Below are 14,114 nucleotides of genomic sequence, written 5' to 3'. Positions count from 1 at the left end.
AACACTTTGCGGGACACGTGGTCCGACTTCGTCACCGGTAGCTCCGCGCGACGCGGGGCCGGTACATGCCGGTGACGATCTCGTAGTCGATGGTGCCGAGGGTGTCCGCCCACTCGGTGGCGGTCGGTTCGCCGTGGGAGCCCGCGCCGAACAGGACGACCTCCTCGCCCGGTGCGACCACGTCGTCTCCGCAGTCGACGACGATCTGGTCCATGCAGACGCGGCCGACGATCGGGCGCCGCCTGCCCGCGAGCCACACGTCCATCCGGCCGGACAGCGCGCGGGACACGCCGTCGGCGTACCCGACGGGCACGAGCGCGAGCGTGGTGTCGCGGCCGGTCGTCCACGTCTGCCCGTAGGACACGGACTCACCGGCGTCGATGCGTTTGGTGAGCGCGACCGACGACCGGAACGTCATGGCGGGCAGCAGGTTCTCCTCGTACGGCAGGGGATTCAGCCCGTACATGGCGATGCCGACGCGGACCATGTCGAAGTGCAGGTCCGGCCGGTCGAGGGTGGCGGCCGAGTTCGCGAGGTGGCGCAAGGGACGCAGGCCCGCCTGTGTCGCGATCTCGTAGGCGTCCGCGAACCGGGCGGCCTGCCGGTCGTTCGCGGGGTGGCCGGGTTCGTCGGCGCACGCGAGGTGCGACCAGACGGCGACGACCTCGACGTGCCCGTCCGACTGCGCTTTCGCCGCGTCGTCGACGAGATCGGGCCAGTCGCGGGGCTGGCAGCCGTTGCGGGACAGGCCGGTGTCGATCTTGAGGTGCACACGGGCGGGCCTGCCCGCGCGCCGCGCACCGTCGACGATCGCGGCGAGTTCCCTGGTGCTCGACGCGGACAGGTCGATGTCGGCGGCGACGCCGGGCGCGAGGTCGGTCTCGGGGACGTCGAGCCAGCTGAGAATGCGCGTGGTGATGCCGCCGTCGCGCAGGTCCAGCGCCTCGGCGAGCGAGCAGGAACCGAGCCAGGTGGCACCCGCGTCGAGCGCGGCGCGGGCGACGGGCAGCGCGCCGTGGCCGTAGCCGTCGGCCTTGACCACGGCCATCGTCGCCGCACCGGGCGCACGGGCGGCCAGGAGCGCGACGTTGTGCCGGATGGCGCCGAGGTCGACGACCACCTCGGCGCGGGGCAGCGGCTGATCAGGCATTTCAGTGTTCATGGTCGCCGCTCATGGTTTCACAGGGCCGTCGGCCACCAGGTTCCGCGCCGCGCGGATCGCGGCCGGGATCGCTTGCTGGATCAGTGAGGCCGGGACCGGGGCGTCGTGCGCCGCCAGTTCGGCGGACCGGACGTGGAGCCAGGCCGCGCAGCCCGCGGCCAGCCACGGGTCGAGGCCGCTTGCCAGAAGCGCGCCGATCAGGCCCGTCAGCACGTCGCCGGAACCCGCGGTGGCCAGCCAGGACGACGTGGCCGCGTTCACCAGGGTGCGGCCGTCCGGGGCGGCGACCACGGTCGCGTTGCCCTTCAGCAGCACCACCGCGTCCAGGCGTTTCGCCAGTGCGCGGGCCGCTGCCACGCGGTCGGCGCCCAGGGTGATGCCGAGTGGTTCCGCGATGCGGGCGAACTCCCCGGCGTGCGGGGTCAGCACCACCGGCGCGTCCGGGTCGCGGGCGTCCCACAGTGCCGGGGTGGCCGCCAGCAGGGTGATGCCGTCCGCGTCGACGCAGGTCGGGACGCCGTCGGAGAACACCGCGGTCAGGACGTCCCTGCCGGTCTGGCCCGTGCCGAGGCCGGGGCCGACCACCCACGCCTGCACCCGGCCCGCGTCCTCCACCGTGCCGGTCGCGACCACCTCCGGCCAGCGGTCACGCACGTGGTCGGCCGCCCAGCCCGCGTACCGGACCATGCCCGAGGTCGCCAAAACCGCGGCGCCCGTGGACAGGACCGCCGCGCCAGGGTAGGTCGACGAGCCGGCCGCTATGCCCGTGACGCCCTGTGTGTACTTGTCGTCCGACGGGCCGGGGACGCGCCACGCGAAGCCGACATCGTCGGCTTCGAGGGTGATCAGGTCGGGGTCCGGCAGTTCCGGCGCCAGCCCGAGGTCGACCAACCGGACCTCGCCGCAGTGCGCCGTGTTGAGCACGTGCACCGGCTTGCGGGCGCCGAACGTCACCGTCACGTCCGCCCGCACGGCGGGGCCGTCGACCGCGCCCGTGTCCGGGTCGACGCCGCTCGGCAGGTCCACCGCGAGGATCGGCACCTCGACGCGTTCGACGAGCGCGGCCGCCGCCGGGCGCAGCGGGCCGCGGGCGGACAGACCGACGATGCCGTCGATCACCAGGTCCGGGTCGCCCAGGTCGGCCGCGACCCGGCCGCCCGCCTTGCGGAACGCCGCCAGGCCTTCGACGTGCGCGCGGTCCGGGGACAGCAGCACCGCCGTCACCGCCACCGCACGCCGCGCCAGGGTCGCACCGGCCCACAGCGCGTCACCGCCGTTGTTGCCCGCGCCGACCAGCAGCGTCACCCGGCGGCCCGCCGTGCCGCCCGTCAGGTCCCGCAGCATCGCCGCGGCCACGGTCGCGACGCCGAACGCGGCCTTCCGCATCAGCGCGCCATCGGGGGTACGCGCCAGCAGCCGGTCCTCCGCGGCCCTGACCTGCTCGGTCGTCCACACCCCGAGCAACGGTCTACTCCACCGTGACGGACTTGGCGAGGTTACGCGGCTTGTCCACGTCGTAGCCGCGGGCGCGCGCGATCTCCGCCGACAGCACCTGCAGCGGCACCGTCGCCACGAGCGGCTGCAGCAGCGTCGGCACCGCCGGGATCTCGATCAGCTCGTCCGCGAACGGCCGGACCGTCTCGTCGCCCTCCTCGGCCAGCACGATCGTGCGGGCGCCGCGGGCCTGGATCTCGGAGATGTTCGACACCATCTTCGCGTGCAGCACGGCCCGGCCCTTGGGCGACGGCATCACGATGACCACCGGCAGGCCCTCCTCGATCAGCGCGATCGGCCCGTGCTTCAGCTCGCCCGCCGCGAAGCCCTCGGCGTGCATGTACGCCAGCTCCTTGAGCTTCAGCGCACCCTCGAGGGCCACCGGGTAGCCGACGTGGCGGCCGAGGAACAGCACCGCCTTCGAGTCGGCCAGCGACCGGCCGAGCTCACGGACCCGCTCGACCGTGCCCAGCACCTTCGCGACGGCCGCCGGCATCGCGGCCAGCTCGGCGAACTCGCGGGCCACCTCGTCGGAGTACTTGGTGCCGCGGGCCTGCGCGAGCGCGAGGCCGACCATCAGGTTCGCGGCGATCTGCGCGAGGAACGCCTTGGTAGACGCGACCCCGATCTCCGGGCCCGCGTGCGTGTACAGCACGGCGTCGGACTCCCGCGGGATCTGGGCGCCGTTGGTGTTGCAGACGGCCAGCACGCGGGCCTTCTGGTCGCGCGCGTGCCGCACGGCCTCGAGGGTGTCGGCGGTCTCACCGGACTGCGACACCGCGACGACCAGCGTCGCGCGGTCCAGCACGGGGTCGCGGTAGCGGAACTCGGACGCCAGCTCCACCTCCACCGGCAGGCGGGTCCAGTGCTCGATGGCGTACTTCGCGACCAGGCCGGAGTGGTAGGCACTGCCGCAGGCGACCACGAAGACCTTGTCGACGTCGCGGAGGTCCTGGTCGGTCATGCGCTGCTCGTCGAGGACGATGCGGCCGTCGACGAAGTGCCCGCGCAGCGTGTCGGCCAGCGCCGTCGGCTGCTCCTCGATCTCCTTGAGCATGAAGTACTCGTGGCCGCCCTTCTCGGCGGCCGACAGGTCCCAGTCGACGTGGAACGGGCGGGTCTGCGCCTCCTCGCCGTCGAAGTCGGTCACGAGGTAGCCGTCGCGGTCGATCGTGATGACCTGGTCCTGGCCCAGCTCGACCGCGTCGCGGGTGTACTCGATGAACGCGGCCACGTCGGACGCGACGAACGTCTCACCCTCGCCGACCCCGACCACCAGCGGCGACGACCGGCGCGCCGCGACGATCATGTCCGGCTCGTCGACGTGCGTGACGACCAGCGTGAACGCGCCGGACAGGCGGTGGCAGACGGCACGCAGGCTGGCGGGCAGGTCGCCCTTGGTCGGCCCCTCGGCGTAGGCGCGGCCGACGAGGTGGGCGACGGTCTCGGTGTCGGTGTCGCTGGTCAGCTCGACGCCGTCGGCCTCCAGCTCGGCGCGCAGCGCGGCGAAGTTCTCGATGATGCCGTTGTGCACGACGGCGACCCGCCCGGTCGCGTCCCGGTGCGGGTGGGCGTTGCGGTCCACGGGCGGCCCGTGCGTCGCCCAGCGCGTGTGGCCCATGCCCGCGGTGCCCGCGAACTCACCCCTGCCGACCTCGTCGAGGCGGTTCTCGAGGTTGGCGAGCCGGCCGGCCTTCCGCTCCACCGCGAGGGTGCCCGGACCGGTCACCACGGCGACGCCTGCCGAGTCGTACCCGCGGTACTCCAGGCGTCGAAGCCCGTCGACCACGACGTCGAGGGCCTGCCGGTGACCCACGTATCCCACGATTCCGCACATGCCGAAGAGGCTATCTCGCCGCGCCGACAAGCCCGCCGGGTCCCGTGGACGCTATGGTCTGCGCCATGGCGGCCAAGCCCAAGCACCTGCTGGAGGAACTGACCCACCGCGGCCCGCACCAGGTGCTGCGCGGGGACCTCGCGTTGGTCGGGCTGCCCGGGCTGGTGCTCACGCCCCGGTCCGGACTCGGGCTGCCCGCGGTCGCGTTCGGGCACGGGTGGCTGCAGCCGCCCGCCCGGTACCTGGGACTGTTCCGGCACCTCGCGTCATGGGGTTTCGTCGTCGCGGCGCCCGGCACGCAGCGCGGCCCGCTGGGGTCCGCGCGCCTGTTCGCCGCCGACCTGCGTACCGCGCTGGACGTGTGCGTCGGCGTGCGGCTCGGCGAGGGTGACATCAGCGTCGACCAGTCGAAACTCGCGCTCGCGGGGCACTCGACCGGCGCGGGCGCCGCGGTGCTGGCCGCGGCCGACGACACGCGGGTGCGTGCGGTCGCGACCATGGCGGCATCGCAGGTCAAGCCGTTCGCCACGGACGCCGCCGCCCGCTGCTCGATGCCGTCGCTGCACCTCGCGGGTGCCGCCGACCTGGTGGCGCCGCCGGTGGGGCACGCACGGCTGATCGCGGCCAACTGGGGTGGGCAGGCGCAGCTGCGGCTGCTGCCGAAGGTGGACCACATGGGGTTCGCCGAGGGCAAGCACTGGACCGGGCTGCTGGTGCCGGGCTCGTCGAGCCACGGCGCACTGCGGTTGTCGCGGGCGCTGCTGACCGCGTTCTTCCTGGTCCACCTGGCCGGCGAGGACCGGTTCCGGCCACTGCTCGAGGCGGACGTCAAGGGCGCGCCGATCGAGGACACCTCGGAACTGGTGGCCTGACCCCGGGCGGCCTCCGGCCCCCGGTTCCACGCGTGAAGGCGCCTCACGGACATCGGCGATGCCGCGAAAGCGTCTTTCGGGACATCGCCCCGGGCCTCCTCGCCGGAGGGGCAGATCTCCGGGATGGCTACCCGGTTGGCATCTTCGGTTCTCTGGCAAAGGTCGGTCTGGAGCTTGCGCCCCTCCGCGCGCGCCTTTGCGCCTTTGCGGTTCTGGTGGTGTCCTGAAAGGCGCTTTCGGGGCGTTCAGTGTCCTGAAGCGCCTTTCAGGGCATCGAACTAGCGCTTCGGGGCCTTCGGGGTCTCCGCTGGGTCACGGCCGACGACTCCGCTGAAGTTCGACGCCGGGTCCTGGTCGTCGAAGATCGAGCCCGTCGTGCGCCACTTGCTCTGCCGGGCCTGGTCGCCGCCGCCCTGGCCGCCGCCGCCCATGCCACCCATCGGCATGCCGCCCATGGGGGCACCGCCACCGCCCTGCTGGCCGCCGCCGCCGGCGCCGGCGGCACCGGCACCGGCAGCAGCGGCGGCCGCGCCAGCGCGGTCACCCGAGTCGGGGGCCTGTGCGCCCACCATGGCGCCCGGGCCGCCCGGCGCGGACGTGCCGGGGGTCTCGGCGCCGCCGAAGCTGCCGCCGCCACCTCCGCCACCGCCACCGACTCCGCCGCCTGCGCCGCCACCACCGCCGCCGATGCCGCCACCGTCGGGGCCGCCGCCCAGGCTGGACGGGGTCGCCACGTCGGGCAGCCCGCCACCGGACGAGCCGGGCACGTCGGTGCCTGCCTCGAAGTCGAAGTCGTAGGTGGCCGGGGTGCCGTCGTCGACGGTCATCTTCACCTGGCCGCTCTGGCCCGGCGGCTGCTCCAGGGTGATGGTCGCGTCGCCGTCCGGGATCACGACCTTGCCGTCGGGGCCGGCCTTGATGACGCCGTCCTCCTCGTAGGTCTCGCCCGGCTGGTCCGGCGTGAAGTCCACGTCGTACTCACGCGGCTCGCCGGTGCCGTCGTCGACGGTCACCTTGCTGCGGCCGCGCGCGTCCGGCTGCCCCACGGTGATCGTGCGGTTGCCGTCCTTGATGGTCGCTTCCTTCGGCGCGCCACCCGCGCCGGGCAGGCCCGTCGAGGAGCCGGGGGTGGTACCCGTGATGGGCAGGCCGGTGACCGGGTCGATGCCGGGGGTGATGGTGCTGCCCGGGGTGTTCACGCCCGGCATCGCCGACGATGGGTTCGCCGAGGACGGGTTCGTCGAGGACGGGTCCGTCGGCAGGTTGCCCAGGCTCGGGATGCTGCTCGGCGTGGTCGGCGACGACGACCCCGGCGTGTTCACCGACGGCGGCGTCGACGACCCGGGCGGGGTGCTCGACGACGGCGGGGTGCTCGAGGACGGCGTCGGCGTGCTCGTCGATGGCGGCGGAGTGGTCGAGGACGGCGGCGGGGTCGTTCCTGGCGGCTGCGTGCCAGGCGGCTGCCCAGCCGGCCCGGCCGCCGCGAACTTGTTCTCGTACTCCTTGAGGACCCCGTTCAACGCCTCGTAGTGCAGGTTCACCGACTCGAGGGTGTCCGTGCAGATCTGGTCGAAGCTCACCCACAACGTCTCGTGCAGGTCCTCGTTGAACGACTCGCGAATCCACTTCTTGCACTCGCGGATCACGTAGTCCTTGTTCTCGTCGTTCAGGCCGCAGTTGTCGTTGCGGATGGTCTGCTCGAGGTTGGACCCGGTGACCGAGTCGACCCACGCGGCGACCTCCAGGACCTGGTCCTGGTCGTCGAAGTCGCCCGCGGCGAGCGTCACGACCTTGTCCGCGATGTCCGGGGTGGCGGACCCCATGGTCCCGTTCATGCCCTGGTACAGCGCGATGACGTCGTTCGCCTTGTTCTTGCAGGCGGTGAAGATGTTCGTGACCGCGGTGTCGATCAAGTCCGGCGCGGTCTCCAGGTAGCCGAGCAGCTCCGTCACGTTCGGGGCGATCTTCTCGGAATAGTGCTGGTAGGACGCGTTCGCGGCCTGACCGGTCCACTCGCGGTAGAGGTTGTTCAGCTCGGTCTCGGTGGTGGTGTTCAGGTCACTCAGCGTCGCGTACGCGCTGCGCAGCCGCGACGCGTCGTCGAGGAAGTTCTTGAACGAGATGCCGACCTGCTCGTCCCAGCGCTTCTTGATGTCGGTCTCGAACTTCAGCTTGCCCTGGCGGCCGAGCGAGTCCGACGGCACCTTGTCGTTGACCGGCAGGAAGTCCTGGAAGATCCGCAGGGCGTCCTGCGCGGCGGTGAAGATCTCGTCCGACTTCTCGACGCTCGTGGACGAGCCCTCCGTCGGGGGCTGCATGTCCTCGATGGTGGTGCGGCCGTCCTCGACGCTCTCGTCGTTCAGGCCCGCGCTGTAGCCGCGTTCGTCGGACTCGGCCTTGGCGTCGTTGTAGACGTCGTCGAGCGAGCCCTGCTGGTAGTCACCGGGCTGGAGCTTGTACTGGTCGTAGTACTCCCGCACGTCGTCGGGCAGCCGGTCCGGGTCGTAGACCCCGCCCTGGGTGCCGAGCCCGTCGCCGTAGGGGCTGGAGTAGCCCTCCTGGTTCAGGTACGACGCGAGCAGGTGCTCCTTGGTGTCGGCGTCCACGTACGGATCGTCGAGGAGCCTCTGGACTTCCTCCCACGACCTGCTCATCCCTCACCCCTCAATTCGTGCGGCGATCCCGTCAAGCGAAGCACGACCGCGCCGGCCGTGCCGTCCCGGTCGACCGACGTGGCCACCGCGAGCCGGCCACGCGCAGCGGTGTCGGCCTCCGCCGCGGCCAGCAGCGCGGCGACACCGAGGACGCCGCTCGCGGCACCCGTGTCCCCGACCAGCAGACCAGGGCGGACCACCGTCTCGACCCGCGGGCCCAACACCTCACCCGTCGCTTCCCGTTCCACTTCGGACAACTCCGGATCCGCGGCCGTCGAGGCGATTCCCCACACCTCGTCCACCGCGAGCCCCGACAGCACGTGCTCGAGACACCCGGCGAGCGCACGGCGTGGCTCGCCGAGCCGCGTGTCCAACGCTACGACCTCCGCTAGCGCCGGTCGGTTCCCCGGCTCCCCGGTTTGCATAAACAACAGGACGCTCGCCTCACCCAGCACACCACCCGGTTCCAGCAGCTCCCGAGCGCCGCTGTGCTCCTCGACGGCACCCGCGAACACGCCGCTCGCCCGCCCGGTGCGCAGGAGCCTGCTCGCGTACCGCAGCACCGAGGGTCCCGCGTTCCTGCCCGCGGCCACCGTGCTGTTCGGGCCGGTCAGGCCGTGCCACATGGCGCACTGCGCGGCGGCCGAGTTCATCAGCGCGAACGGCATCTGCGCCGGGTTGACGAGGTAGGGCTTGCGGCGGGTCAGCGAGTCCCGCGTGAACTCGAACTGGGTGCGGTTGCTGCCGCTGGTGGTGCCGAGCACGACACCGGTGCGCGCGTCGATCTCCACCGCACCGCCCGCGTCGGCCACCAGCTCGCGGAGGGTGGCGATCGCGAGCGCGCTGGTGCGGTCCATGGAGCTGGTGCCCTTGCGGCCCAGCTGCTCGACGATGTCGAAGTCCGGCACCACCCTGGCGTCCGCCTCGGCCCAGTCGTCCTTCGTGGACACGGGCTTCGCGGGTACGCCGCGCAGCACGCCGTCGGCGAACGCGGCCCTGCCGTGGCCGAACGGGGTGAGCGCCGACCACGCGGTGATGAGCACACCGGTCATGTCGGCCGTCCGAAGAGGACGACCGCGTTGTCGCCGCCGAACGCGAGCGCGTTGTTCTGCACGACCCGCAGGTCCGCCTCGACCGCCACGTTGGGCACGCAGTCGATGCCGCACGCCGGGTCGGTCTCGGTGTGGTTGATGGTGGGCGGGATGAAGCCCTCGCGGATGGCGACCGCGCACGCGATCGCCGACAGCGCGCTCGCCGCGCCCATGGTGTGACCGAGCATGGACTTCACCGACACGGTTCTGGGCGGTGCCGCCCCGAACACGTCGCGGATCGCGCCGCACTCGGTGGTGTCGTTGGCTTTCGTGCCGGTGCCGTGCGCGGAGATCAGGTCGACCTGGTCCGGCGTGACCCCCGCGTCGTCGAGCGCGAGCCACATGCAGGCGGCGACGCTGTCCTGGTCGGGGGCGACGGGGTGCCTGGCGTCGCAGTTCAGGCCGTAGCCCAGCACCTCGGCGTAGATCCGGGCGCCGCGCGCGACGGCCTTCTCCAGTGGTTCCAGCACGAGCACGCCCGCGCCCTCACCGGTGAGGATGCCCTGCCTGCCGACGTCGAACGGCCTGCAGCGCTCCGGGTCGACCGCGCCGAGCCGGTAGAAACCGGTGAACGTCATGCGGCACATGGCATCCGCGCCACCGCACAACGCGAAGTCGACGTCGCCGGACGCGATCGCGTCGTAGGCGTTGCCGAGCGCGTAGTTCCCGGCGGCACAGGCGGTCGCGACCGTCGATATGTCCACATCGGACAGTCCGAGTTCGCGGGCGACGGCCACCGGGATCGACGCGGCGGGCACCCGGCGCGGCAGGTGGGCGGGGATCCCGGTGCCGCGCACGACGTGCTCGGCGATCCGCTCACCCGCGTCGCCGCCGCCGTCGGTGGTGCCGAGGCACACCATGCCCCGGCCAGATCGCAGGCCGTCCTGGTCGAGCCCCGCGTCGTCGACGGCCATCCGCGCGGCGGCCACCGAGAACCGCGCGGCCCGGCCAAGGTCCTCGACGGGCTGCGCGGTGATCCAGCGCGCCGGGTCGAAGTCCGTGACCTCGCAACCGATGTCGTTGGCGAAGCCGTCGGTGTCGAACACGCTGATGGGCCGGGCGCCGCTGCGCCCGGCCCGCAACCCGGCCGTGTACCGGTCGATGCCCGTCCCGATGCTGGACACCACACCGAGCCCGGTCACCGCGACCCGGTTCACTTCTCCAGAGCCTCGCTCAGCACCGCGTAGACGCCGTCCAGGCTGACCAGGCGCTCGAACTCGGCCGGGTCCACCTCGACGTCGAACTCGATCTCCAGGTTGGCGAGCAGCTCGATCAGCTTCATGGAGTCCGCGCCGAGGTCGTCGACGAAGTGGTCGGCGGGCCCGACCTGGTCGTCGTCGACCTCCAGCACCCGGCACACGACCGCCCTGATCTCGTCCGCCCGCTCCGCGACCCGCCTGTTCACCGGTTCTGCATCCAGCTGGACTGGTTCGAGAAGTCGTCCTCGTCGTCCAGCACCTGCGGCTCCGGCCTGCGCGGGCCACGTGGGGCGCGCGGCGGGGCCGGGGGTGCTGGCGCGGGCGGGGCCTCCGGCGCGGGCGGCGGCATGGGCGGGGCCTCGTTGTCGATCGTGCCGATCCCGCCGGGCGGGGTGTCGGGACCCGACGGCCGCTGCGGCGGGCGGTAGCCGTACGGGTCCTTCTGCTCCTCGTCCTCGAAGCCGAAGCCCATGACGAAGTCCTTGTCCTGCTCCGTCTTCTCGGTGGCCCAGCCACCGGCCTGCGCACGGCGGCGGCCCAGCTCGCCCATGTGCTTGGCGACCTGGGCCATCACCGGACCCTGCTTCTTGAACGCCTCGAGCGACTGCTCACGCTTCTGCGTGAAGTTGCGGTCGCGGAGCGCACGGCGGTCCGACATCTCCCGCTGCACCTGCGCCATCTTGGCCGCCGCGGCCGCGGCCTGGTCGTAAGCGCCCATCAGATTCCCCTCTTAACGGTCCTCGCCACCGAACGCGCCCCGCAGGCTCTGCGGGTCGTTCGGCTCGTCGAACAGGTCGCCGGTGGTGCGCCACTGGCTGCCGGCACGTTCGGTGTCGCCACCACCGCCACCGCCACCACCGCCGCCCATCATCGGCATGCCGCCACCGGCCATCCCAGGATGCGCCTGGTCCTGCCCGGACGGCGAGTCGGAGGTGGCGCCCGCCACGCTGTCCGGCGCGGTCGGCAGCCCCGCCTCCCCGCTGGACCCGTGCATGTACGGCGACTGCGACTGCTCCTGGCCGCCGCCGAACCACCCGGAGCCCGCCTCACCGGACGCCGCGTGCCCGCCGTTGAACCCGGACATGCCCGGGTCGTTGGCGGCCGACGCGGACGTGGCGAACGCGTGCTGTTCGGGCTGCAGCTGCTGTGGCATCTCGCCGAACGCGGGCTGGGCACTGAACTGCTGGCCCTGTGACGGCGGCCCGTCACCGAACGCGGGCTGGGTACTGATCTGCTCACCCTGCAACGACTGCGGCATCTCGCCATACGCGGGCTGGGTGCTGATCTGCTCACCCTGCAACGAGTCCGGCATCTCACCGAACGCGGGCTGCGTGCTGACCTGCTCACCCTGCAACGACTGCGGCATCTCACCGAACGCGGGGCCGGTGGTCACGCCGTCCGGCGTGAAGTCGGCCTGGTCGACCTGCCGGTTGGCGTCGACCAGCTCCTGCGGCATCGCACCCGGGGCGGGCATCGTGGTGACGCCGCCCGGCTGGGTGTTCGCCTCGGAGTAGTCGAGGTTGTAGGTCGTCGGTTCGCCGGTGCCGTCGTCGACGGTCACGACCACCGTGTCGGGCTGGCCCTCCGGCCGCTCCGCGGTGATGGTCAGGTCCCCGTCGGTGATCACGCACTTGCCGTCCGGACCGGGCTCGATCGGCGCGTCCGGTCCCGGCACGGTCGGCGGCCGGCCGTCCGGGCCGAAGCCCTGCGGGCCGCCACCCGTCGCTCCCGGGGTGCCGGGCTGACCAGGCGCGCCCGGTCCCCCGGGGGTACCGGGCGCATCGGGGCCGCCGAAGTCGAGTGTGTACGTCTTCGGCTGTCCGCTGCCGTCGTCGACCGTCACCTGGACCATGCCCTGGCCGTCCGGGCTGGTGACCGAGATCTCGTGGTCACCGTCGGAGATGGTGACCGTCTCTTCCTGGTTCTCCGTCGGCGTGGTGGGCACGTCGGGGTTGTTCGGATCGTTCGGGTCGTTCGGGCCACCCGGCCCGTTCGGATCGTTGGGGTCGGCCCCGTTCGGGTCCGTCGTCGAGGGCGGTGTCGGGATCTCGGGCATCTCGGGCACCGGCGGCGTCGAAGGAGTCGACGGGCCACCTCCACCACCACCGCCTCCGCCTCCGCCACCGCCGCCTGGCTGCTCGGGCGGCGGCTGGTTCGGGGGCGGCGGCTGGTTGGGAGGAGGCTGGTTCGGCGGCGGCGCCTGGGCCGCGGTGAACTTGTTCTCGTACTCCTTGAGAACCCCGTTCAACGCCTCGTAGTGCAGGTTGACCGCTTCGAGCGCGTCCGTGCAGGCCTGGTCGAAGCTCACCCACAACGTCTCGTGCAGGTCCTCGTTGAACGACTCCCGGATCCACTTCTTGCACTCGCGGATCACGTAGTCCTTGTTCTCGTCGTTCAACCCGCAGTTGTCGTTGCGGATCGTCTCCTCGAGGTTGGACCCGGTCACCGAGTCAACCCACGCGGCGACCTCCAGCACCTGGTCCTGGTCGTCGAAGTCACCCGCGGCGAGCGTCACCACCTTGTCGGCGATCGCGGGCGTCGCGCTGCCGAGTGTGCCGCCCATGCTCTGGTACAGGCCGATGACGTCGTTCGCCTTGTCCTTGCAGGCGGAGAAGATGTTGGTGACCGCGGTGGAGATCAGCTCCGGCGCGGTCTCCAGGTAGCCGAGCAGGTCGGTGACGTTCGGGGCGATCTTCTCCGAGTAGTGCTGGTAGGACGCGTTCGCCGCCTGCCCCGTCCACTCCCGGTAGAGGTTGTTCAGCTCGGTCTCGGTGGTGGTGTTCAGCTCGGAGAGCGTCCCGTACGCCGCGCGGATGCGGTCGGCATCGTCCAGGAAGTTCTTGAACGAGATGCCCATCTGCTCTTCGTACCGCTTGACGATGTCCGTCTCGAACTTCAGCTTGCCCTGGCGGCCAAGGGAGTCGGCGGGCACCTTGTCGTTGACCGGCAGGAAGTCCTGGAAGATCCGCAGCGCGTCCCGTGCGGCCTCGAAGATCTCGTCCGAGTTCTGGACCCCGACGCTCGACCCCTCGGAGGGGAGCCGCATGTCCTCGATCTCGGTGCGGCCGTCCTCGACGCTCTCGTCGTTGAGGCCCGCGCTGTACCCGGCCTCGTCCGACTCGTCCTGCGCCGTGTCGTACAGGTCGTCGGTGCCGATGACCTGCCCGGCGAACGCGTCGCCACCGTCGATGTTGTAGCTGGCCTTGGTGCCGTCGGTGTAGTCCTCGACCTCGTCGGGCAGGTCGTTGTAGCCGAACGGCCCCTGGTTCTCCCGGACGTACGCCGCGAGCAACGCCTCCTTGGTGTCCGCGGAGACGTACGGGTCGTCGAGGACGCCCTTGACCTCTTCCCAGGTCTTGGCCACGGTCAGACCTGCACCGAGTTGACGTTGGTCTCGGCGCTGCTGTCACTGTCGCTGTAGGTGGCGCCCGCGGCGTCCAGCTGCCCGGCGAACGCGACGAGGTTGTCGCACATGGCCGCGGCGCCCGCCCCGAACTGCTCGATGGCGGCGGCGTAGTCGCCGTGCCAGGCCTGGTGTTCCTCGTGCTGGCCGAACTCGGCGGCCTGCACCTTGGCCGGCTGGACCTCGGCGACCTCACCCTTGGCGTCCTCGGCCTGGGTGCCGATGGTCCGGCCGACCCCCGACATCTGCTCGGTGTCGGTCTTGTACCCGTCCGGTGCCTGGACACCACCCGGGTTGGCGGGCGGTCCACTCGGCGGTGGCGTGTTCACGTTCGGAGTCCCCCTCCAGTGTCCCTAGCGCGGTTGCCCTCGTTCGACGCGCGCCGATGGCGACCGGTGCCGT

Annotated in this window: 11 protein-coding genes; 1 reads left to right on the top strand and 10 read right to left on the bottom strand. The window is 71.9% G+C overall.

What is annotated here, in order from left to right; translation table 11 throughout:
- Window positions 1-31: 31 nt before the first annotated feature.
- The 3 genes from alr to glmS are packed head-to-tail and all read right to left on the bottom strand — an operon-like array spanning window position 32 to window position 4,493.
- Complete coding sequence (gene alr, locus FHR82_RS40875) at window positions 32-1,150, bottom strand: alanine racemase (protein ID WP_184816024.1); 1,119 nt, start codon at window positions 1,148-1,150, stop codon at window positions 32-34.
- A gap of 21 nt (window positions 1,151-1,171) precedes the next feature.
- Window positions 1,172-2,626: an NAD(P)H-hydrate dehydratase gene (locus FHR82_RS40870; RefSeq protein ID WP_184816023.1), complete on the bottom strand. Its 1,455-nt coding sequence runs from the start codon at window positions 2,624-2,626 to the stop codon at window positions 1,172-1,174.
- A 4-nt stretch (window positions 2,627-2,630) separates the two neighbouring features.
- The gene (glmS, locus tag FHR82_RS40865; protein ID WP_184816022.1) at window positions 2,631-4,493 is read right to left on the bottom strand and encodes a glutamine--fructose-6-phosphate transaminase (isomerizing); all 1,863 of its coding nucleotides are present in this window, start codon (window positions 4,491-4,493) and stop codon (window positions 2,631-2,633) included.
- A gap of 65 nt (window positions 4,494-4,558) precedes the next feature.
- On the opposite strand from glmS, the gene FHR82_RS40860 reads away from it, so the two are divergent.
- Complete coding sequence (locus FHR82_RS40860; RefSeq protein WP_184816021.1) at window positions 4,559-5,365, top strand: dienelactone hydrolase family protein; 807 nt, start codon at window positions 4,559-4,561, stop codon at window positions 5,363-5,365.
- 278 nt (window positions 5,366-5,643) lie between these two features.
- Here the strand turns inward: FHR82_RS40860 and FHR82_RS40855 are convergent, their stop codons facing one another.
- The 7 genes from FHR82_RS40855 to FHR82_RS40825 are packed head-to-tail and all read right to left on the bottom strand — an operon-like array spanning window position 5,644 to window position 14,041.
- Window positions 5,644-8,019: a WXG100 family type VII secretion target gene (locus FHR82_RS40855; RefSeq protein ID WP_184816020.1), complete on the bottom strand. Its 2,376-nt coding sequence runs from the start codon at window positions 8,017-8,019 to the stop codon at window positions 5,644-5,646.
- The gene (locus FHR82_RS40850) at window positions 8,016-9,071 is read right to left on the bottom strand and encodes a beta-ketoacyl synthase N-terminal-like domain-containing protein (protein WP_184816019.1); all 1,056 of its coding nucleotides are present in this window, start codon (window positions 9,069-9,071) and stop codon (window positions 8,016-8,018) included. The genes FHR82_RS40855 and FHR82_RS40850 overlap by 4 nt, the downstream gene beginning before the upstream one ends.
- Window positions 9,068-10,267 (bottom strand): beta-ketoacyl-[acyl-carrier-protein] synthase family protein, encoded by a 1,200-nt coding sequence (locus tag FHR82_RS40845; RefSeq protein ID WP_184816018.1) that lies wholly within the window; start codon window positions 10,265-10,267, stop codon window positions 9,068-9,070. The genes FHR82_RS40850 and FHR82_RS40845 overlap by 4 nt, the downstream gene beginning before the upstream one ends.
- Window positions 10,264-10,515: an acyl carrier protein gene (locus tag FHR82_RS40840; RefSeq protein WP_184816017.1), complete on the bottom strand. Its 252-nt coding sequence runs from the start codon at window positions 10,513-10,515 to the stop codon at window positions 10,264-10,266. Before FHR82_RS40840 ends, FHR82_RS40845 begins: the two co-directional genes overlap by 4 nt.
- Window positions 10,512-11,027 carry a hypothetical protein gene (locus tag FHR82_RS40835; protein ID WP_184816016.1) on the bottom strand — a complete coding sequence of 172 codons (516 nt, stop codon included), beginning with the start codon at window positions 11,025-11,027 and terminating at the stop codon, window positions 10,512-10,514. The genes FHR82_RS40840 and FHR82_RS40835 overlap by 4 nt, the downstream gene beginning before the upstream one ends.
- Before the next feature lie 12 nt (window positions 11,028-11,039).
- Window positions 11,040-13,673, bottom strand: coding sequence for a hypothetical protein (locus FHR82_RS40830; RefSeq protein WP_184816015.1), 2,634 nt, complete (start codon window positions 13,671-13,673; stop codon window positions 11,040-11,042).
- A 2-nt stretch (window positions 13,674-13,675) separates the two neighbouring features.
- The gene (locus FHR82_RS40825) at window positions 13,676-14,041 is read right to left on the bottom strand and encodes a hypothetical protein (RefSeq protein WP_184816014.1); all 366 of its coding nucleotides are present in this window, start codon (window positions 14,039-14,041) and stop codon (window positions 13,676-13,678) included.
- Between the last annotated feature and the right edge of the window lie 73 nt (window positions 14,042-14,114).

It is taken from the genome of Actinophytocola algeriensis, from assembly GCF_014203735.1.
GTDB lineage: Bacteria > Actinomycetota > Actinomycetes > Mycobacteriales > Pseudonocardiaceae > Actinophytocola > Actinophytocola algeriensis.
Note: the sequence above shows the minus strand (reverse complement) of the source record. Positions and strands in the feature narration are given on the sequence as shown.